Consider the following 17,196-nt stretch of genomic DNA (forward strand, 5'->3'; position numbering starts at 1 on the left):
TCCACCCATCCTACAAACTGGCGTAAAGCTTGCTCGCGAACATCACAGCGCAAGAACCGCCGAGCGACGCAGGCCGAAGAACTCCAGTTCCGCCAGCAGCAGGACTACCAGCGCCTGACCGATGACAAAGGCATAGCCCAGGGCGGTCGGCTGCACATAGCCGGTCACCAGCAGGGCAACGCTCTCCACCACCCACAGCGCGTTCAAGGCGATCACTGCCCAGACGCCAGTGCGCGACAGCAGCGTCTGGTTGCTCATCCAGTAGAGCACCAGCGCCAGCGGCAGCAGCACGATGCCGGCCACCAGCAGCAGGACGAACGGCAGGCCAAGCAGTTGGCCGAGCGGCTGCGCGGCGAGGGCCATCAGCAAGCCCATGGCGCCACCGGCGATGGCGTCGACTTTCAGGGTGAGGCGCAGCAGCGGGGAGGATTGCAGCAGAGTCATGGCGAAGCTCCTTCAGGGATCGCCACCGATTGGCGGCGTGTGGCTGAAGAATCTGCCCGGGACGTAGGTGCGTCGATTACCTGCCAGGTAATGGCCGTTACGGGGCGTGAGGTCTATCGTTCGATGCCATGACCCGCACTGCCATGAACGGCCCAGCCATGAACAGCCCAGCCCAACCGGTCGGCGCCCTGCTCCGCCAATGGCGCCAGCGCCGCCGGCTCAGCCAGCTCGACCTCGCCTGCGACGCGGAAATTTCCACGCGCCACCTGAGCTTCGTCGAAACCGGACGCGCCCTGCCCAGCCGCGAGATGCTCCTGCACCTGGCAGAACAGCTGGACATTCCGCTGCGCGAGCGCAACCGCCTGCTCAGCGCAGCGGGCTACGCCCCGGTGTACTCGGAGAAAGGCCTCGACGACCCGGCGCTGACCGTGGCGAAACAGGCCATCGACCAGTTGCTCAAGGCCCACGAGCCGAACCCGGCAATGGTGGTGGACCGCCACTGGAACCTGCTGGCGTCCAACCGCACGGTGGATATCTTCCTGCTCGGCGTCGACCCGGAGCTGCTGCAACCGCCGATCAACGTGCTGCGCATGAGCCTGCACCCCAAGGGCCTGGCGCCGCGCATCCTCAATCTCGGGCCATGGAAGGCGCATGTGGTGGAGCGCCTGCAGCGCGACTACGAAGCCAGCGGCGACCCGGCTCTGGCGGCGTTGCGCGACGAGGTGGCGGCCTATCCGGCGCCGCCACATGACGAGGCGGCCAGCGGCGACATGGTGCTGATCCCGGTGCAATTGCAGACCGAACTGGGCGTGTGCAGCCTGATCGGCACCATCACGGTGTTCGGCACGCCGGTGGACGTGACGCTGTCGGAACTGGCGCTGGAAACCTTCTTCCCCGCCGACCCCGACAGCGCGCGCATCCTGCGCCAGCTCAGCGGTACCGAGTGAGCGGAATCAGGCGGTCGCCTTCTTCTCGCGGATGCAGGTGGGGCCGGCGCGCTCTTCCACGGCGTGGCGCACTTCATCGCGCAGACCGAGCAGGAAGGCGGCTTCAGCGGCGACGAACAGCGGGCCGACGATCAGCCCGGTGAGGTCATCGACGAACGCCGGCTTGCGCCCCTCGTACCAGTGGCCAACGAACTGGATGATCCAGCCCACCACGAACAGGCCGATACCCCAGGCGAGCCAGGACGCGGTGCTGCCAGCCGCGAGCCCGGCGCCGATCCACAGCGACAGCGCCAGCAGCGCGGTCATCAGCAGGCCGAAGCGCAGGTCCAGGCGCAGGTAGAACACCACCGAGGCCAGCGCCAGCAGCGTTGCAGGCGAGACCAGCAGGCCGGCCAGCTCGAAGCCGGGGCGCGACAGCAGGATGGCGATAGCCAGCACGATCATCGGGATGCCGATGAAATGGCTGACGATGTTCCGCCGGTCACGGTGGTAGGCGGCATATTGGGCAAGGTGGTCGACGAGCGTTTTCATTGTTGTTCTCCCGCAAGGTACTGGCATGATGGCGATGTGCGCCTTGTCACTCTGTCAGCTAGCCGACATTACCCATGACCGACACCAAGCCCTACCTGTCCCGTCTGCCACAAGGCCGCTGGTTCCAGACCCTTCCAGCGGGTCTGCGCCAGGCCCTGTGCGACGCCGCCGTGGTGCGCCGCCTGCCCGCCGGGCAACGGCTGTTCGCCCGTGGCGACGCACCCTGCGGGCTGTACTGCGTGGTGGAAGGGGCGATGCGCGTCAGCGTGGTCGGCGAGACCGGCAAGGAAGCGCTGCTGGCGCTGGTGGAGGCGCCGAACTGGTTCGGCGAGATCTGCCTGTTCGACGGCCAGCCGCGCACCCACGACGCCTACGCCGAAGGCGCCACCGTGCTCCTGCAGGTGCCCCTGGCGCCGCTGCAGGCGCTGCTGGCCCAGCACCCGGAATACTGGCGTGACTTCGCCCTGCTGATGAGCCACAAGCTGCGCATCACCTTCGCCGTGCTGGAAGAGCTGTCGCTGCTGCCGGCCGCGCCACGCCTGGCCCGGCGCCTGCTGATGATCGCCGAGGGCTACGGCGAGTCGGCCACCGCCAAGCGCGAACTGCATCTGCCCCAGGAGCAACTGGCGGCCATGCTGTCGCTGTCACGGCAGACCACCAACCAGATCCTCAAGGACCTGGAAGCCCAGGGCATCGTGCGCCTGAGCTACGGCGGCATCGAGATCCTCGACCGCGAACGTCTGCGCCAGGCTGCCCACGCCTGACCCCCAACAGCTTCGTCTAGAACAAAAGCCAGGCGACTCTCGACGAGCTTCGATGGTCGCGCACGCCAGCGCCCCGCTCTAATGCCCCCGCCGCTGCGCTGGCGCGAAAAAAGCCGCGCCAGAGCGGCACCCAAACCCTCCGCAAGACAGCAAGGCGGCCGTTGCTCCCCCACCGGCCGCAAGGGAATCCTATGCGCCTTTCGAAACTTCTCTGCGCCCTCGCCCTGACCGCCCCGGCCATGGCGATGGCCGACGACAGCGGCCTCTACGTCGGTGGCGGCGTGACCCACCTCGAGATCGACGACCGCTCCTTCGACGACCACGACAACAGCTACAAGCTGTACGCCGGCTACCGCTTCAACAACTACCTGTCCCTGGAAGGCGCGGTGGTCGACTTCGGCGACATGAGCGACGGCAGGAAGCACTTCGACGGCGAGTCGCTGCAGGCCAACGTCCACCTGGGCTTCCCCATTGGCCAGCGCATCCGCCTGTACGGCATCGCCGGCGTACACGCCTGGCACGCCGATGACGACGCCGCCGGCAAGTCGGACGACGTGGACGCGCTCTATGGCTTCGGCGGCGAAGTGGACGTGATCGGCGGCCTCGGCGTGCGCCTGGAGCAGGAATACCTGAACGTCGGCGACATCGACCTCGACCAGACCACCCTCTCGGCCTACTGGCGCTTCTGACGCCAGCCTGCCCCTCAAGCCCGGCGGAAGGTCCGGCTCTCCCCAGAGCAGTCCTCCCCCTCCTGACCTTCCGCCGGCACCTTCTCGTGCACCGGGCATCACCTGTACAAATCACTCTTTCGGTCGGTTGCAGCGGCTGCGTTCGCGGCTAGCCTAGGAATAGCTGCGTTTCTGGCGCCAAAAAGACACACATCCGGCGAATCGCGCGGCTCACAATAACAATAAGGACGCCTCCGCCATGCTCCGGAATCTCGATGTCGTTCGTGGGTTCATGCTGTGCTGTTTCGGACTCTTCGCCCTCGCCGCCCAGGCCAACCTGCCTAGCGAGGAACTGCAGTTGCAGACCCTGCAGGTCTACACCTGCCGCTCGATCAACAGCCTGCTGCTGCTACGCGGCGAAGGCTTCCAGGAAACCCACGCCGCCCAGCTGGAGAAAGACCTGGCCACGCTGGACAACGCGGTCAAGGGCTACCCCAAGGCCGACGACGCCCTGAAGAAAGCCCATGCGGAATTCGTAACGCAGATTCGCAACGGCGTTTCCTACGGCCCCAAGGAAGAGGACCTGCCCTGGCGCTACAACCAGGACCTGAGCCGCGCCCTGCGCGAGCTGCTCAACCAGGTCGAACGCTTCGTTCCGCCTGCCGCCGATGCCAACCAGATCCCGCTGTGGGAGCTGCCGGTGCGGGTCGAGTATCTGGCCACCCAGTACCTCGGGCGCGCCTACATCAGCGGCCTGGAGCTGGCCCGCGAGCAGCCGCAGGAATACCTCGGCCAGGACGAGAGCGTGCTGGTACCGCTGCTGACCCAGCGCATCGAGCAACTGCCCGATAGCGATGCCACCAAGAAGCTGCGTACGCGCTGGGAATACCTGAGCAAGGCGCTGCTGGACATGAACAGCAAGAGCAACAGCGGCGTCAGCGCCTCCGGTCGTCCGTGGGCGCCGATCATCGTCGATCGCAATGCCCGCGCCGTCTCCGGGCAGCTCATGCAGCTCAGCCAGCAGTAACGCCTCAGGCCGGGATGGGCTCCGCCACCGGCACCACGGCCTGGGTCGGGCGCTCCAGCTCGTCACGGTCCATCAGTGCGGCGCGGCCCACCAGTAGCTCGTCCGGGGCGCGGGCGATCTTCGGGTTCTTGTCCGGGTAATCCAGGCTGTGCAGGAAATGCCGCAGGCAGTTGAGCCGAGCGCGCTTCTTGTCGTCGGACTTGACCACCACCCAGGGCGCATCGGCGGTGTCGGTATGGAAGAACATCGCCTCCTTGGCCTGGGTGTAGTCGTCCCAGCGGTCCAGCGACTGGATATCGATGGGAGACAGCTTCCAGTGCTTGAGCGGGTCGTCGCGGCGCGAGACGAAGCGACGCAACTGTTCCTCCCGGCTGACCGAGAACCAGAACTTGAACAGGTGGATGCCGTTGCGCACCAGCATGCGCTCCAGTTCCGGCGTCTGCTGCATGAACTCCAGGTACTGACGCGGCGAGCAGAAGCCCATCACCCGCTCGACGCCGGCGCGGTTGTACCAGGAGCGGTCGAAGAAGACGATTTCGCCCGCCGTGGGCAGATGCTGGATGTAGCGCTGGAAGTACCACTGGCCGCGCTCGGCGTCGCTGGGTTTTTCCAGCGCCACCACGCGGGCCCCACGCGGATTGAGGTGTTCGGTGAAGCGCTTGATGGTGCCGCCCTTGCCGGCGGCATCGCGCCCCTCGAACAACAGCACGATGCGCTGGCCAGTCTCTTTCACCCAGCTTTGCACCTTCAGCAGTTCGATCTGCAACTCGGCCTTCAACGCCTCGTACTCTCTGCGCTGCAGCCGCTTGCGGTAGGGATAGCTGGCGGGCAGGCCAGCGGAAGTGGAGTCCTCGTTGCTGCCGCGCGGGGCCAGGGCCACGGTCAGCGCTACCGGGCCCTGGCTCTGCGCCTCGATGGCAGCACCGCCTTCGGTACTGGCGTGCGGGACTTGTGCGGGGATGTTCTTCTGGCTGTCGGGCTGCGGCATGGTCTCCTCCTGTGAGACGGTCAGGGCTATGGGTTACCTCCACTCTGCGCAGCCCCGCCACACACCCATTTGACCGACATCAATACCCCTGTCGGGATAGCGATGAAGAAATTCGGAGAAAGCCCGCCCTGCCCTACAGCCAGCCTTTGTACTTGAACCAGTAGTACGGAATGATCGCCGAGACCACCATCGCCACCAGCGCCATCGGGTAGCCGGCCAACCAGGCAAGCTCGGGCATGTGCGCGAAGTTCATGCCGTACACCGTACCCACCAGGGTCGGCGGCAGGAACAGCACGGCGGCGATGGAGAACACCTTGATGATGCTGTTCTGCTCGATGTTGATCAGGCCCAGGGTGGCGTCGAGCAGGAAGGTGATTTCCCCGGCCATCTTCGTCTGGTATTCGCTGAGCGAGCGCACGTCGCGCTCCACCGACTTCATGCCCAGCTTCACCTCGTCGCTGATCCAGCCGTTGCTGCCCTGGCGGAAGTACGCCAGCGGCCGGCTGATGCTCAGCAGGCTCTCGTTGAGCTTGGACAGCAGCGAGTTCTTGCGCCCCAGTTGCTTGACCACTTCCTGCAGGTCGGCCTTCTCGCTGGCCTGGCCCTCGCGGAAGATGCTGCTGCCCAGGGTATCGAGTTGCTTCTGCACGTTTTCCAGCACGTCGGCGATACGGTCCACCACGCTGTCCATCAGGGTCACGAACAACTGGTCGCTGCGCCCCTCGCAGCCACCGCGCTGGGTGCGCGTCTCGAAGGTGCGGAAGGCCAGCAGGTCGGTGTAGCGCACCGTCACCAGCCAGTGCGGGGTGAGCACGCAGGTGACTTCCGAGGTGATCGGATTGTGCTCGCGGATGCCGCCCACCACGGTGGTGGTCATGTACAGCGCCCCCTTGCTCTCGTAGAAGCGCGAGGAATCCTCGATCTCGGCCATCTCTTCGCGGGTCGGCACATCCACCTCGATGATCGACTCCAGCAACTGTTCTTCTTCCGCCGTCGGCTGGAACAGGTCGATCCACAGCGTGTCCTTGGGCATGCCATGGCATTCGTTGCCGTTGTGGCGCACCAGGCGGTCGCCGACGAGGGTGTAATAGGTGATCATGTCGCCCGACAATCCTTTTTACGCACCTGAAGTTGCCCCGCAGGTTGGCCAACTTCCCGGCGCTTCACAAGCCCATCGGAGCATCCCGTGATGAGCGAACCAGACGATAGCGAAGAGTCCTTCGCCGAAGACACCCTGATCCAGGCTATCGAGAACCAGATCGAAAGCGAGAGCCCGCCAGCCGCACGAGCGGTGCTCAACAAGCTGACCCTGGTCGGCTACGAGCGCGAGGATGCCCTGCACCTGATGGCCCTGGTACTCGCCCACGAGATCGAGGCGATGCTGGCCGAGGACCGCCCGTTCAACGGCGAATGGTACGAACAGGCGCTGCGTGCGCTGCCGACCCTGCCGGATTGCACTGTTGCCGAATGAGACAGCGGCATAACACCGCTTGCCGAACCAGTCGGACTTGAGACTACACTGAAGCCTCATTGACCATCGGGAGTTAGGCGAATGGCTTTCACGAAAGAAATGGTTGAGGAACTGGACCTGCTGGCGCTGTATGACCTCGAGAACAGCAAGGCCGGGTTGAAAGTGCACCATGACGCTTCCGCCGAGGCCGTGGCGGCCGCCGGCAGGCTTCACGCCAAGGGCCTGATCGACCAGCAGGACGGCGGCTATCTCACCAGCCTGGGTCTCGACGCCGCCGAGCACGCCCAGGTCCTGCTCGGCATCCTGCGCAGCTGACCTCAAGTTCCCCCGCGAGCGGGCGATAAACTGGCACACTTCCGAGCGCCGCATTCCCTGATGCGGCGCCGCTGGCCAGACAGCAGTACGCCATGACGCTCACACCCGAAATCCGCCCTGACATCGACGACGGTATCGATCGCAAGGTGCTGACGCAGCTGCGCCAGCGCTTCCTGAAGGTCAACGCCGCCCGTCTGCAACGGGCCAGTGAAGCGCTTTCCACTCGTCAGCAGCTCGTCCTCAAATTGCTGCCGCTGCTGCTGGACGTGAACCACCCGCTGCTGCCCGGCTACGTGTCGGCCAGCACACCCGCCGGGCTGTCGAACTTCGTCCCGGACGACGAACTGCTCGCCGAAGCCCAGCGCCTGACCCGCTCCTTCAGCTACAAGGCCCGTCGCGGCAACCCGCCGCTGCCGATCCACGGACTGTTCCTGATGGGCAGCCTGGGCACCGTCGCCCAGGCCGAGCAGAGCGACCTGGACCTGTGGGTCTGCCACGCCTCGGACCTCTCCGAAAGGGAACTCGCCGAACTGCGCCGCAAGTGCGAGCTGCTCGAACAATGGGCAGCCACCCAGGGCGCCGAGGTGCACTGCTTCCTGGTCGATCCGCAGCACTATACCCAGGGTGCCCGCGAGGCGCGGCTGACCTCCGACGACTGCGGCACCAGCCAGCATTACCTGCTGCTCGACGAGTTCTACCGCACCGCCATCTGGCTCGGCGGCCGCACGCCGCTGTGGTGGCTGGTGCCGGTCTACGAAGAGAACCGCTATGCCGAGTACTGCCAGACGTTGCTGAGCAAGCGCTTCATCCGCGCCGAGGATGTCCTCGATCTCGGCCACCTGGCGCGCATCCCGCCGGGAGAGTTCATCGGCGCCGGCATGTGGCAGCTGTTCAAGGGTATCGAGTCCCCCTACAAGTCGGTGCTCAAGCTGCTCCTCACCGAGGTCTATGCCAGCGAACACCCGCAGGTTTCCTGCCTGAGCCTGCGCTACAAGCAGGCAATCTACGCCGGGCGCCTGGACGTAGAAGAGCTCGACCCCTACGTCATGCTCTATCGCCGCCTGGAGGAATACCTCCAGGAGCGGGGTGAAACCGAGCGCCTGGAACTGATCCGCCGCTGCCTCTACCTCAAGGTCGGCAAGAAGCTCAGCCGCCCGCCGCGCCAGGGCCACAAGAGCTGGCAGCGCAAGGTGATGGAGCACGTCTCGGCGCCCTGGAAATGGGACAGCCGCGCCTTCGCCCAACTCGACAGCCGCAGCCAGTGGAAGGTGCGCCAGGTGCTACTGGAGCGCCGCGCACTGGTCAACGAGCTGACCCACAGCTACCGCTTCCTCTCGCAGTTCGCTCGCCTGCAGCACGCCGCCAGCGGCATCAACCCACGGGACATGGGCATTCTCGGCCGCCGCCTGTATGCCGCCTTCGAGCGCAAGGCCGGCAAGGTCGAGTTCATCAACCCGGGCATTGCCCCGGACATGGCCGAGGACATCCTTACCCTCGCCCAGCTACCCGGCGGCGAGGCCGGCAAGCCGCCGTACTGGGCGCTGTTCAGCGGCAACCTGGCGTTGCAGGAGATGGCCGACTTCGCCCCGCTGCGCCGCGCCCGCGACCTCATGGAACTGCTCGCCTGGAGCCACCGCAACGGCGTGATCGACGCGACCACGCGGCTGTCCCTGCAACCGGGCAGCAGCGACCTCAGCGAATTCGAACTGCAGAACCTGCTGGGCTGCCTGCAGCAGGCCGTACCGCTGCCGCTGAACGAGGTGCCGGAAAGCGCCCTGCTGCGCAGCGCCGTCCCTTCGCAGGTGTTGCTGCTGGTCAACGTCGGCGTCGACCCGCTGCGCCAGCACAGCCAGATGAACGTGCACATGACCACCGAGCGCACCGACTCGCTGGGCTATTCCGGCGTGCGCGACAACCTGGTGCTGACCCTCGACCAGGTCACCCTCAACAGCTGGAACGAACTGCTGGTCAGCCGCTACTCGGGCCCCCACGCGTTGCTCGACTGCCTGCGCGAATTCCTCAACAACCTGCCCGCCGACGCCCCACCGCCAGGCCTGCTGGTGCGCTGCTTCTGCCGCAACCGCGCCACCGCCATCGCCCAGCGTGTGGAAGACCTGTTCCGCGATGCCCATGCGCAACTCGCCAGCGGCAAGGGTGGGCGCTACCTGCTGCAGGTGCGCCAGCACTTCCACCTGCTGCACCTGGTGCCGGGCAACGTCAGCCATCGGGTCATCGAAGGGCTGCCGGCGCTGGTCGAGCACCTGGGCGATACCCAGGACGACAGTGGCTTCCTGCAACTGGACCGGCATGCGCTGGAGGGCGACGACCTCGCCATGATCCTGCCGCTGGGCCGGGCCAATACCGTGCAGGTGTTCTACCGCCTGGACGAAGGCAGTGCGGAAATCACCATCCTCGACGAGCGCAATGCCCTCTGGCGGCGGCGCCAGGAGTACGACAGCGAGGAAGGCCTGCTGCTGCCGCTGCAACGCTTCCTGCAGTCGGTGCAGTACCGTCGCAACGCGGTGATCTCGCTACTGGAGGCCCAGGGTCCGGTAGGTGCAGACATCCTCTTCTACGAAGTGGTGACCAACGGTCACCAACGCGCGCAACGCATCGAACGACGCAATACGCCGCAGCCGCTGGAAGCCTTGCCGTTCTACAACGTGCAGGCGATCGTCGAACCGGGCGAAGGCCAGCGCGCGCGCACCACGCTGTTCTGCAACCACCGTGAGTTCTCGGAGCTGGAGTTCGGCAGCGAACTGTTCCAGGCCGTGGCCCGGCACATCCTCGACCGCCGCCGCGGGCAGGAGCGCTACCCCTGCTACATCACCGACCTCGATCTGTCGGCCATGCGCGAGGGCGGGGAACTGCAGACGGTGCATTTCCTGCGCTATAAGCAGAGCCTGGAGCAGGCGCTGAACCGGGCGCTGGCCGAGGCCTGAAGGCCGGACCGGGCACCCGGGCAAAACGAAGGCAGTGACTCAGCGATCGAAGTCGCCGGCTGCTTCTGGCTGGTATTCCACTTCCAGCAGGGTCAGCTTCAGCGTCTTGCCGCTGGGCGCCGGCCAGTCGATGCTCTGGCCAGTGGTCAGGCCGAGCAGCGCAGTACCCACCGGGGCGAGGATCGAGACCTTGCCTTCACCGCCGACACCGGCCGGGTAGACCAGGGTCAGGTGGTATTCCTTGCCACTGCTTTCCTCGCGGCAGCGCACGGTGGAGTTCATCGTGACCACGCCCGGCGGTATCTCGTCGTGGCCGACCACCGTGGCGCGGGCCAGCTCGGCCTCCAGCGCCTCGGCCGCGGGGCCGTACTCATCCAGGCTGTCGAGCATGCGCTCCAGACGTTGCAGGTCGAGTCGAGTAACGGTGATCGGTGTCGTGGTCATGATGGTTGGCAGTCTCCTTACAGGAGAGCCCCGGACGCTCGCGCGTTCGGGGCCCTGGGTGTTCTGGCAGTAAAGACGTTCGGAGAACGAACGCGCAATGAATTCCGAAAAAAGAAAAACCCCGCCCAAGGCGGGGTTTTCCCGGACACTAACACAGCACAGAAAATAAGCAACACCGACCAGTCACCACTTCGGCTGGTGGTTGTTTCGGCGCTTTTCGCAGTCCGCCAGGATCGCCCGGCGCCGCTCGCTGTCGGCCTCGTTCCACTCCAGGATTTCGCCCAGGGTACGACCGCAGCCAACGCAGATATCCGCGTCGTCCAGGCAGCAGCGCCGGCAGCAGGGCGAGGCGACGCTCGCCTGCGCGTCAGATGCCGGGGAAGTCGACATCCTCGCCAGCCTGTTCCAGCGTGGCGCGATTGAGCAGCGCACCCAGCGGTTCGCGGGTGCTGTCGCAGATCCACAGCGAGCCGGATTCGTCGTAGTCGAAGTGGAAGCCACCGGAGCGCGCCGCCACCCACAACTGGCGCAGCGCCGGCTGGCGGCTGAGAATCAGCTGGGTACCGTTCTCGAAGCGCACGGTCAGCACGCCGCTGGAGTTTTCCAGGTCGAGGTCCAGGTCGCTGTCGTCGAAGGCGTCCTCCACCGTTACCTGTACGGCGTCCACCAGGTCATGGAAGCGGGCTTCGCTCAAAGTGCTCATGCATCGTCCTCGGAATCAGTCAAAGGCACCAGTTTACGCCGGTATTCGCCCAGACTCTGCCCCGTCCAGCGCCGGAATGCGCGGGCGAGCGAGCCCGCCTCGCTGAAGCCCAGCAGGTAGGCGATGTCGGCGGTGTCCAGCGCCGGGTCGCGCAGATAGTGCAGCACCAGTTGCTGGCGGGTTTCGTCCACCAACTGGCTGAACGACAGGCCGGTATCGCGCAGCCGGCGCTGCAGGGTACGCGGGCTCAGCGCCAGCGTCTGCGATAGGCGCTCCAGGTCCGCGCCCTGCTCCGGCAACTGGCGCGCCAGCTCCAGGCGCGCACGGTCAAGCACGCTGTCGCCCTTGTTGATTTCCACCAGCAGGCGCTCGGCGTAGGCATCCAGGGTGCGCTGCACCTGGGCGTCCGCCTGGCCGAGCGGCAGCGCCAGCAGGCGTTTGGGAAAGACCAGGGCATTGTCCGGCTGATCGAACAGCACCGGGCAGCGGAAGATGCGCTCGTGCTCGCCGGTGTCCGCCGGCGCGCCGTGGCTGAAGCGCACTTCGAACGGCGCCTCGTCCACACCACTGACCCAGTGACCGAAGCTGACCCAACCGGCCAGCGTCTCTTCGCTCATCTGCCGCTGCTGTTGCGGCAGCAACGGCTCCCAGCAGTGCTTCACCAGTGGCTCGCAACCTTCGCGCGGCGGCTCGTCGGCCAGCTCCACGCGCCCCAGGTTGCCCACCAGCGCGGCATAGCGCGCCTGGCGGTGCAGCGCATCGGAGAGGGTCGCGCAGCTCATGATCAGGTAGCCGAGCACGCCGTAGTAGCCGGGCCGCACCGCCTCGCCCAGGTGCAGGCCGAGGTTGTCGTCGCCGCTCAGGCGCACGCCGGCGCCCACCAGCTCCAGGTAGGCGCTGGCGGCGATGCGCTGGTCGCGCTGGGCAAGGATCGAAGGTTCCAGCTGCACCGTCCCCAGCAGGCGCGCCGGGTCTACGCCGTGGCGCTGCAGATGCTCCACGAGACCCTGCAGGTAGGCCACCGACACCGAACTGGGCAGGGGATCGCGATAGTCCATGGGGCTTTCCGTTTTTTGCCGGCCATCATAGGGCCAGTTGCCCTTCCCGCGCGAGCCGCAAGCCCCGCCGGGCGGGAGCCCGCTTGAATAGGCAAGCCGACGGGGGGCCGGTATACTCCGGACCCATTGACGCTTTATTACAAGGATTCCGCCATGAAGCGACTGCTGCTTCCCTTCGTCGCGATCGCCCTGCTGACCGCCGCCATCGCCGGCTGTGGCCAGAAAGGCCCGCTGTATCTGCCGGACGACGAGAAGGCCAAGAACGAACACAGCAAGGACCGCTACGGTCTCTGAGGGCGTTCCCATGGACGCCTTCGACGTCCGCGACGGGCAGCTGTTCGCGGGGGCCGTGCCGTTTTCGACGATCGCCGCAGGTATCGGCTCGTCGACCTGCGCCATGGGCGATCTGCTCGCCCGGCCCCGCAGCCCTGGCCTGGAAGAAGGCGGCCTGCTGGCCGTCCATTCGACCGGCGCCTATGGTTTCGTCATGAATTCCAACTACAACACCCGGTGCCGCGCCGCCAAGGTGCTGGTGGATGGCTCAGCCGCGCAGGCGTTACGTCGCCGCGCGACACGACATGAGCTGTTCGCCGGCAACAGCCTGCAGCCGGACTGAGGCCGAGACGACGATGCTTCTGCGCTTTACCAAGATGCATGGGCTGGGCAATGACTTCATGGTCCTGGACCTGGTCAGCCAGCACGCCCATGTGCAGCCACGCCACGTGAAACAGTGGGGCGACCGCAACTTCGGGGTCGGTTTCGATCAGTTGCTGATCGTCGAGCCGCCGAGCACACCGGAGGCGGACTTCCGCTACCGCATCTTCAATTGCGACGGCACCGAGGTCGAACAGTGCGGCAACGGCGCACGCTGCTTCGCTCGCTTCGTGGTCGACAAGCGCCTGACCGCGAAAAAGACCATCCGCGTGGAAACCAAGGGCGGCATGATCGAGCTGACCATCGCCAACGATGGCCAGGTCACCGTCGACATGGGCCCACCGCGCCTGGCGCCCGAACAGGTGCCGTTCAAGGCCGACGCCGAGGCGCTGAGCTATGGCGTCGAAGTGGACGGCCAGCGTTACGAGCTGGCGGCGATCTCCATGGGCAACCCGCACGGCGTGCTGCGCGTGGACGACGTGGACAGCGCACCGGTGCGCACCCTGGGACCGAAACTCGAAGTCCACGAAAGCTTCCCGCAGAAGGCCAACATCGGCTTCCTGCAGATCGTCAATCCGCACCATGCCCGCCTGCGCGTCTGGGAACGCGGCGCCGGCGAGACGCTGGCCTGCGGCACCGGCGCCTGCGCTGCGGCAGTCGCCGGCATTCGCCAGGGCTGGCTGCAATCGCCGGTACAGATCGAGCTTCCCGGCGGACGGTTGTCCATCGAGTGGGCAGGACCGGGTGAGCCCGTTATGATGACCGGGCCCGCGGTGCGGGTGTTCGAAGGCCAGGTACGTCTATAACCGGGACGCTTATGACCGATACTCCGCAGGACCCCACCGTTACGCTCGAAGCCGAACAGGTCGCCGACTATCTTCGCCGGCATCCTGAATTCTTCGTCGATCATGACGAGCTGATCCCGGAGATGCGCATTCCGCACCAGCCGGGCGATGCCGTGTCGCTGGTGGAGCGCCAGGTGCGCCTGCTGCGCGAACGCAACATCGAGATGCGCCATCGGCTGTCGCAGCTGATGGACGTGGCCCGTGACAACGACCGCCTGTTCGACAAGACCCGCCGCCTGGTACTCGACCTGCTCGACGCCACCAGCCTGGAGGAAATTGTCAGCACGGTGGAAGACAGCCTGCGCCACGAATTCCTCGTGCCCTACGTCAGCCTGATCCTGTTCAGCGACAATAACCTGCCAGTGGGTCGCTCGGTGAGCAGTGCCGAAGCGCACCAGGCTATCGGCGGCCTGCTGTCCGGCGGCAAGACCGTCTGCGGTGTGCTGCGCCCCCACGAGCTGGCCTTCCTGTTCTGCGACAGCGAACGCGAGCAGGTCGGCTCCGCCGCCGTGGTGCCGCTGACCTTCCAGGGACTGCACGGCGTACTGGCAATCGGCAGCCCCGATCCGCAGCACTACAAGAGCTCGCTGGGCACCCTGTTCCTCGGCTACGTCGCCGAAGTCCTCGCGCGCACCCTGCCGCGCTTCGCCACGCCACTGCGCTCGGTACGCTGAGAGCAGCGGCAAGCTGCAGGCTTCAAGCGGCAGGCGGCCGAGTGCTTTTTCCTGAAGCCTGCGACCTGCAGCCTGGAGCCTTGCGTTGACACTTGAAGCCGACATCGAAGCCTATCTGGAACACCTGCGCAGTGAGCGCCAGGTCTCCGTGCACACGCTCGACGGCTACCGTCGCGACCTGGCGCGCCTCGCTGCGCTGTGCGAGAAGTCCTCGATCCACGAATGGTCGGCGCTGCAAGTACGCGACCTGCGCCTGTTCGTCGCCCGACTGCACCAACAGGGCCTCGCCAGCCGCAGCCTGGCACGCCTGCTCTCGGCCACCCGCGGGCTGTACCAGTACCTGATCCGCGAAGGCCGCTGCCGGCACGATCCCGCCGACGGCCTCGCCGCGCCCAAAGGCGCGCGCAAGCTACCGCGCACGCTGGATACCGACCGCACCGCACAACTGCTCGACGGCGGCGTCGAGGATGACTTCATCGCCCGCCGCGACCAGGCGCTGCTGGAACTGTTCTATTCCTCGGGCCTGCGCTTGTCCGAGCTGGTCGGCCTCGACCTCGAGTGGCTGGACCTCAAGGACGGCCTGGTGCGCGTGCACGGCAAGGGCAACAAGGTCCGTGAACTGCCGGTCGGCCGCGCCGCGCGGCAGGCCATCGAGGCCTGGCTGCCACTGCGTGCAACGGTTTCGCCGCAGGACAACGCCGTGTTCATCGGCCGCAGCGGCAAGCGCCTGACACCCCGCGCCATCCAGTTGCGCGTGCGCGAAGCTGGCGTGCGCGAGCTGGGCCAGCACCTGCATCCGCACATGCTGCGGCACTCCTTTGCCAGCCATATGCTCGAATCCTCCCAGGACCTTCGCGCGGTGCAGGAGCTGCTCGGCCACGCCGACATCGCCACCACGCAGATCTACACCCACCTGGATTTCCAACACCTCGCCACGGTCTACGACCAGGCACACCCACGGGCACGCCGTAAACCCGGAGCAGAAGAATGAGTATCCGTCTGGTCACCTTCGACCTCGATGACACGCTGTGGGACGTCGCCCCGGTGATGAACAGCGCCGAAGCCACCCTGCGCGACTGGCTGGCGGTCAATGCCGCGCAACTGGGCCCAGTGCCCATCGAGCACCTGTGGGCGATCCGCTCGCGACTGATGGAGCAGGACCCGATGCTCAGGCACCGGCTCAGCGAGCTGCGCCGGCGCATCCTGTTCCACGCGCTGCTCGACGCGGGTTATCCACAGGCCGAAGCCAGCGATCTGGCGGAAGCCGGCTTCCAGACCTTCCTCCACGCGCGGCACCAGGTAGCACTGTTCCCCGAGGTACATCCGACCCTGGAGCAACTGGCCAATCGCTTCATCCTCGGCGTACTCACCAACGGCAATGCCGACGTGCGCCGCCTGGGCCTGGCCGATTACTTCCAGTTCGCCTTGTGCGCGGAAGAACTCGGCGTCGGCAAGCCCGATCCACATCCCTTCCAGGAAGCGCTCAAGCGCGGCGGCGTAGCGGCAGAAAACGCCGTGCACATTGGCGACCACCCCAGCGATGACATCGCCGGCGCGCGCCGCGCGGGCATGAAGGCGATCTGGTTCAATCCGGCGCGCAAGGAATGGGACGGCGAAGAAGCGCCCAGCGCGATCATCCACAACCTTTCCGAACTGCCAACGATTCTGGCGAAGCTCTGACGGCTATTCGTAGGAGCGAGCTTGCTCGCGAACCAGGGCTCCCGGCTACCGCTGGATCCAGGCGATTCGCGAGCAAGCTCGCTCCTACAGCACGGCACGCCGCAATAATCGGACATGAAAAAGCCCCGCCGCTCCTCACGGAACGACGGGGCTTTTCACGTCGCGTCAGATATCAGATAGGGCGGCTGCCGTATTTGCTATCCGGCTTCTTGGGCGGGTCGGCCACAACGTTCGGCTCGATCTCCTGCACCTTGCCACCACGAGTGAGGAATTCCTCCATCGCGCGAGCCAGTGCATCACGATCCTTCTGCTTGGCTTCGACCGAGGGCAGTTCCTCTTCTTCCGCAGCGGCCTTGGCTTTCTTGCCACCGCCCTTGGAAGAAGGGGCTTCATCCCCATCGCTGCTGTCTGCTTCGGCGTCGCCGTCGTCGGCTGCGGCGAGCTCCTCGCCATCATCCTCGTCAGCGCCGTCCAGCTCGTCCTGTTCCAGTTCTTCGTCGCTCATTGTTCAACCTCTGTGGTGCTGCAAAGCACGTTAGTTATAGCCCAGCTGCGCGCTTTGACGAACGCCGCCGGAAAAAATTCATACAAGCTCGCCCTGCCAGGTCGCCACTATCCTGCGCGGGCCGCCGTGATCACGGTGCTCGCCCAGATGGATACCCTGCCAGGTGCCCATTGCCAAGCCTCCCTGCTGTATCGGCAGCGTCAGCTGACAGCCCAGCAGGCTCGACTTGAAATGCGCCGGAAGGTCATCCGGACCTTCGTAGTCATGTTCATAGCCGCTCTCGCCCTGTGGCACCAGGCGATTGAAGAATCGCTCGAAGTCGCGGCGCACCGAGGGGTCGGCATTTTCATTCAGCGTCAGCGAGGCAGAGGTGTGCTGCAGCAGCAAGTGCAGCAGGCCTACCCGGCACTGCGAGAGCTCCGGCAGGGCAGCCAGAATCTCGTCGGTGACCAGGTGGAATCCTCGCGGGCGAGGGCGCAGGGTGATGGACTTCTGCTGCCACATGGCGGGCACTTCTCCGTCGCTAACGGTGATGC

At 65.9% G+C, this 17,196-nt stretch carries 22 protein-coding genes and 1 pseudogene; 13 read left to right on the plus strand and 10 right to left on the minus strand.

Annotated features, from left to right (window positions below; all coding sequences use genetic code 11):
• Positions 1 to 42: 42 nt before the first annotated feature.
• Positions 43 to 444, minus strand: coding sequence for a hypothetical protein (locus tag L6D89_RS07350; protein WP_236199232.1), 402 nt, complete (start codon positions 442 to 444; stop codon positions 43 to 45).
• Positions 445 to 602: 158 nt separating this feature from the next.
• On the opposite strand from L6D89_RS07350, the gene L6D89_RS07355 reads away from it, so the two are divergent.
• On the plus strand, positions 603 to 1,391 hold the full coding sequence (locus L6D89_RS07355) for an MmyB family transcriptional regulator (protein WP_236199233.1): 789 nt from the start codon (positions 603 to 605) through the stop codon (positions 1,389 to 1,391).
• Positions 1,392 to 1,397: 6 nt separating this feature from the next.
• Here L6D89_RS07355 and L6D89_RS07360 read toward each other — a convergent pair whose 3' ends face one another.
• Positions 1,398 to 1,922 carry an Mpo1 family 2-hydroxy fatty acid dioxygenase gene (locus L6D89_RS07360; protein WP_236174305.1) on the minus strand — a complete coding sequence of 175 codons (525 nt, stop codon included), beginning with the start codon at positions 1,920 to 1,922 and terminating at the stop codon, positions 1,398 to 1,400.
• A gap of 74 nt (positions 1,923 to 1,996) precedes the next feature.
• Here L6D89_RS07360 and L6D89_RS07365 point away from each other — a divergent pair, with 74 nt between their 5' ends.
• The 3 genes from L6D89_RS07365 to L6D89_RS07375 all read left to right on the plus strand — a co-directional run bounded on the left by L6D89_RS07365 (position 1,997) and on the right by L6D89_RS07375 (position 4,381).
• Positions 1,997 to 2,686 (plus strand): Crp/Fnr family transcriptional regulator, encoded by a 690-nt coding sequence (locus L6D89_RS07365; protein WP_236174304.1) that lies wholly within the window; start codon positions 1,997 to 1,999, stop codon positions 2,684 to 2,686.
• A 191-nt stretch (positions 2,687 to 2,877) separates the two neighbouring features.
• Positions 2,878 to 3,375 carry a porin family protein gene (locus L6D89_RS07370; RefSeq protein WP_236199234.1) on the plus strand — a complete coding sequence of 166 codons (498 nt, stop codon included), beginning with the start codon at positions 2,878 to 2,880 and terminating at the stop codon, positions 3,373 to 3,375.
• A gap of 238 nt (positions 3,376 to 3,613) precedes the next feature.
• Positions 3,614 to 4,381 (plus strand): hypothetical protein, encoded by a 768-nt coding sequence (locus L6D89_RS07375; protein WP_236199235.1) that lies wholly within the window; start codon positions 3,614 to 3,616, stop codon positions 4,379 to 4,381.
• A gap of 4 nt (positions 4,382 to 4,385) precedes the next feature.
• Here the strand turns inward: L6D89_RS07375 and ppk2 are convergent, their stop codons facing one another.
• Together ppk2 and L6D89_RS07385 are read right to left on the minus strand one after the other, a co-directional pair.
• Positions 4,386 to 5,369: a polyphosphate kinase 2 gene (gene ppk2, locus L6D89_RS07380; RefSeq protein ID WP_236199236.1), complete on the minus strand. Its 984-nt coding sequence runs from the start codon at positions 5,367 to 5,369 to the stop codon at positions 4,386 to 4,388.
• Positions 5,370 to 5,502: 133 nt separating this feature from the next.
• Positions 5,503 to 6,468 (minus strand): magnesium transporter CorA family protein, encoded by a 966-nt coding sequence (locus tag L6D89_RS07385; RefSeq protein WP_236199237.1) that lies wholly within the window; start codon positions 6,466 to 6,468, stop codon positions 5,503 to 5,505.
• Between the two features lie 90 nt (positions 6,469 to 6,558).
• Between L6D89_RS07385 and L6D89_RS07390 the strand changes: the two genes are divergently transcribed.
• The 3 genes from L6D89_RS07390 to L6D89_RS07400 all read left to right on the plus strand — a co-directional run bounded on the left by L6D89_RS07390 (position 6,559) and on the right by L6D89_RS07400 (position 10,097).
• Positions 6,559 to 6,840, plus strand: coding sequence for a hypothetical protein (locus L6D89_RS07390; RefSeq protein WP_236199238.1), 282 nt, complete (start codon positions 6,559 to 6,561; stop codon positions 6,838 to 6,840).
• Between the two features lie 81 nt (positions 6,841 to 6,921).
• On the plus strand, positions 6,922 to 7,155 hold the full coding sequence (locus L6D89_RS07395) for a TIGR02647 family protein (protein WP_236174298.1): 234 nt from the start codon (positions 6,922 to 6,924) through the stop codon (positions 7,153 to 7,155).
• A 92-nt stretch (positions 7,156 to 7,247) separates the two neighbouring features.
• On the plus strand, positions 7,248 to 10,097 hold the full coding sequence (locus L6D89_RS07400) for a class I adenylate cyclase (RefSeq protein WP_236199239.1): 2,850 nt from the start codon (positions 7,248 to 7,250) through the stop codon (positions 10,095 to 10,097).
• Positions 10,098 to 10,136: 39 nt separating this feature from the next.
• Here L6D89_RS07400 and rnk read toward each other — a convergent pair whose 3' ends face one another.
• The 4 genes from rnk to L6D89_RS07420 all read right to left on the minus strand — a co-directional run bounded on the left by rnk (position 10,137) and on the right by L6D89_RS07420 (position 12,302).
• Positions 10,137 to 10,541: a nucleoside diphosphate kinase regulator gene (gene rnk / locus L6D89_RS07405; RefSeq protein ID WP_236174296.1), complete on the minus strand. Its 405-nt coding sequence runs from the start codon at positions 10,539 to 10,541 to the stop codon at positions 10,137 to 10,139.
• A gap of 183 nt (positions 10,542 to 10,724) precedes the next feature.
• Positions 10,725 to 10,931 carry a DUF1289 domain-containing protein gene (locus tag L6D89_RS07410; protein ID WP_236174295.1) on the minus strand — a complete coding sequence of 69 codons (207 nt, stop codon included), beginning with the start codon at positions 10,929 to 10,931 and terminating at the stop codon, positions 10,725 to 10,727.
• Entirely contained in the window at positions 10,909 to 11,244 is a 336-nt protein-coding gene (gene cyaY / locus L6D89_RS07415; RefSeq protein WP_024762102.1) for an iron donor protein CyaY, read from the minus strand. The genes L6D89_RS07410 and cyaY overlap by 23 nt, the downstream gene beginning before the upstream one ends.
• Positions 11,241 to 12,302 carry an AraC family transcriptional regulator gene (locus tag L6D89_RS07420; protein WP_236174294.1) on the minus strand — a complete coding sequence of 354 codons (1,062 nt, stop codon included), beginning with the start codon at positions 12,300 to 12,302 and terminating at the stop codon, positions 11,241 to 11,243. The genes cyaY and L6D89_RS07420 overlap by 4 nt, the downstream gene beginning before the upstream one ends.
• 153 nt (positions 12,303 to 12,455) lie before the next feature.
• Here L6D89_RS07420 and lptM point away from each other — a divergent pair, with 153 nt between their 5' ends.
• The 6 genes and pseudogenes from lptM to L6D89_RS07450 all read left to right on the plus strand — a co-directional run bounded on the left by lptM (position 12,456) and on the right by L6D89_RS07450 (position 16,155).
• Positions 12,456 to 12,596, plus strand: a complete 141-nt coding sequence (gene lptM / locus L6D89_RS07425) for an LPS translocon maturation chaperone LptM (protein ID WP_017520757.1) — start codon at positions 12,456 to 12,458, stop codon at positions 12,594 to 12,596.
• Between the two features lie 97 nt (positions 12,597 to 12,693).
• A pseudogene (locus L6D89_RS07430) lies at positions 12,694 to 12,918 on the plus strand (diaminopimelate decarboxylase); the annotation flags it as partial.
• A 13-nt stretch (positions 12,919 to 12,931) separates the two neighbouring features.
• Complete coding sequence (dapF, locus tag L6D89_RS07435; RefSeq protein ID WP_236174293.1) at positions 12,932 to 13,762, plus strand: diaminopimelate epimerase; 831 nt, start codon at positions 12,932 to 12,934, stop codon at positions 13,760 to 13,762.
• Between the two features lie 11 nt (positions 13,763 to 13,773).
• The gene (locus L6D89_RS07440; protein WP_236199240.1) at positions 13,774 to 14,475 is read left to right on the plus strand and encodes a DUF484 family protein; all 702 of its coding nucleotides are present in this window, start codon (positions 13,774 to 13,776) and stop codon (positions 14,473 to 14,475) included.
• Between the two features lie 85 nt (positions 14,476 to 14,560).
• Positions 14,561 to 15,466, plus strand: a complete 906-nt coding sequence (gene xerC, locus L6D89_RS07445; RefSeq protein ID WP_236174291.1) for a tyrosine recombinase XerC — start codon at positions 14,561 to 14,563, stop codon at positions 15,464 to 15,466.
• Positions 15,463 to 16,155, plus strand: coding sequence for an HAD family hydrolase (locus L6D89_RS07450; RefSeq protein ID WP_236199241.1), 693 nt, complete (start codon positions 15,463 to 15,465; stop codon positions 16,153 to 16,155). The genes xerC and L6D89_RS07450 overlap by 4 nt, the downstream gene beginning before the upstream one ends.
• A 172-nt stretch (positions 16,156 to 16,327) precedes the next feature.
• On the opposite strand, the gene sutA is transcribed toward L6D89_RS07450, so the two are convergent.
• Together sutA and L6D89_RS07460 are read right to left on the minus strand one after the other, a co-directional pair.
• The gene (sutA, locus tag L6D89_RS07455; RefSeq protein ID WP_054910833.1) at positions 16,328 to 16,660 is read right to left on the minus strand and encodes a transcriptional regulator SutA; all 333 of its coding nucleotides are present in this window, start codon (positions 16,658 to 16,660) and stop codon (positions 16,328 to 16,330) included.
• Between the two features lie 78 nt (positions 16,661 to 16,738).
• Positions 16,739 to 17,164 (minus strand): secondary thiamine-phosphate synthase enzyme YjbQ, encoded by a 426-nt coding sequence (locus L6D89_RS07460; RefSeq protein ID WP_236199242.1) that lies wholly within the window; start codon positions 17,162 to 17,164, stop codon positions 16,739 to 16,741.
• Between the last annotated feature and the right edge of the window lie 32 nt (positions 17,165 to 17,196).

Source organism: Pseudomonas pseudonitroreducens, from assembly GCF_021603645.1.
Taxonomy (GTDB): Bacteria; Pseudomonadota; Gammaproteobacteria; order Pseudomonadales; family Pseudomonadaceae; genus Pseudomonas; species Pseudomonas pseudonitroreducens.

Excerpts from the sequence above, each read along its gene's own strand:
- cyaY (WP_024762102.1), bottom strand. The coding sequence starts at position 11,244 with ATGAGCACTTTGAGCGAAGCCCGCTTCCATGACCTGGTGGACGCCGTA.
- L6D89_RS07395 (WP_236174298.1), top strand. The coding sequence starts at position 6,922 with ATGGCTTTCACGAAAGAAATGGTTGAGGAACTGGACCTGCTGGCGCTG.
- L6D89_RS07375 (WP_236199235.1), top strand. The coding sequence starts at position 3,614 with ATGCTCCGGAATCTCGATGTCGTTCGTGGGTTCATGCTGTGCTGTTTC.
- sutA (WP_054910833.1), bottom strand. The coding sequence starts at position 16,660 with ATGAGCGACGAAGAACTGGAACAGGACGAGCTGGACGGCGCTGACGAG.
- rnk (WP_236174296.1), bottom strand. The coding sequence starts at position 10,541 with ATGACCACGACACCGATCACCGTTACTCGACTCGACCTGCAACGTCTG.
- L6D89_RS07350 (WP_236199232.1), bottom strand. The coding sequence starts at position 444 with ATGACTCTGCTGCAATCCTCCCCGCTGCTGCGCCTCACCCTGAAAGTC.
- L6D89_RS07450 (WP_236199241.1), top strand. The coding sequence starts at position 15,463 with ATGAGTATCCGTCTGGTCACCTTCGACCTCGATGACACGCTGTGGGAC.
- L6D89_RS07460 (WP_236199242.1), bottom strand. The coding sequence starts at position 17,164 with ATGTGGCAGCAGAAGTCCATCACCCTGCGCCCTCGCCCGCGAGGATTC.
- L6D89_RS07360 (WP_236174305.1), bottom strand. The coding sequence starts at position 1,922 with ATGAAAACGCTCGTCGACCACCTTGCCCAATATGCCGCCTACCACCGT.
- L6D89_RS07370 (WP_236199234.1), top strand. The coding sequence starts at position 2,878 with ATGCGCCTTTCGAAACTTCTCTGCGCCCTCGCCCTGACCGCCCCGGCC.
- dapF (WP_236174293.1), top strand. The coding sequence starts at position 12,932 with ATGCTTCTGCGCTTTACCAAGATGCATGGGCTGGGCAATGACTTCATG.
- ppk2 (WP_236199236.1), bottom strand. The coding sequence starts at position 5,369 with ATGCCGCAGCCCGACAGCCAGAAGAACATCCCCGCACAAGTCCCGCAC.
- L6D89_RS07385 (WP_236199237.1), bottom strand. The coding sequence starts at position 6,468 with ATGATCACCTATTACACCCTCGTCGGCGACCGCCTGGTGCGCCACAAC.
- lptM (WP_017520757.1), top strand. The coding sequence starts at position 12,456 with ATGAAGCGACTGCTGCTTCCCTTCGTCGCGATCGCCCTGCTGACCGCC.
- L6D89_RS07390 (WP_236199238.1), top strand. The coding sequence starts at position 6,559 with ATGAGCGAACCAGACGATAGCGAAGAGTCCTTCGCCGAAGACACCCTG.
- L6D89_RS07365 (WP_236174304.1), top strand. The coding sequence starts at position 1,997 with ATGACCGACACCAAGCCCTACCTGTCCCGTCTGCCACAAGGCCGCTGG.
- L6D89_RS07420 (WP_236174294.1), bottom strand. The coding sequence starts at position 12,302 with ATGGACTATCGCGATCCCCTGCCCAGTTCGGTGTCGGTGGCCTACCTG.
- L6D89_RS07410 (WP_236174295.1), bottom strand. The coding sequence starts at position 10,931 with ATGTCGACTTCCCCGGCATCTGACGCGCAGGCGAGCGTCGCCTCGCCC.
- L6D89_RS07355 (WP_236199233.1), top strand. The coding sequence starts at position 603 with ATGAACAGCCCAGCCCAACCGGTCGGCGCCCTGCTCCGCCAATGGCGC.
- L6D89_RS07440 (WP_236199240.1), top strand. The coding sequence starts at position 13,774 with ATGACCGATACTCCGCAGGACCCCACCGTTACGCTCGAAGCCGAACAG.
- L6D89_RS07400 (WP_236199239.1), top strand. The coding sequence starts at position 7,248 with ATGACGCTCACACCCGAAATCCGCCCTGACATCGACGACGGTATCGAT.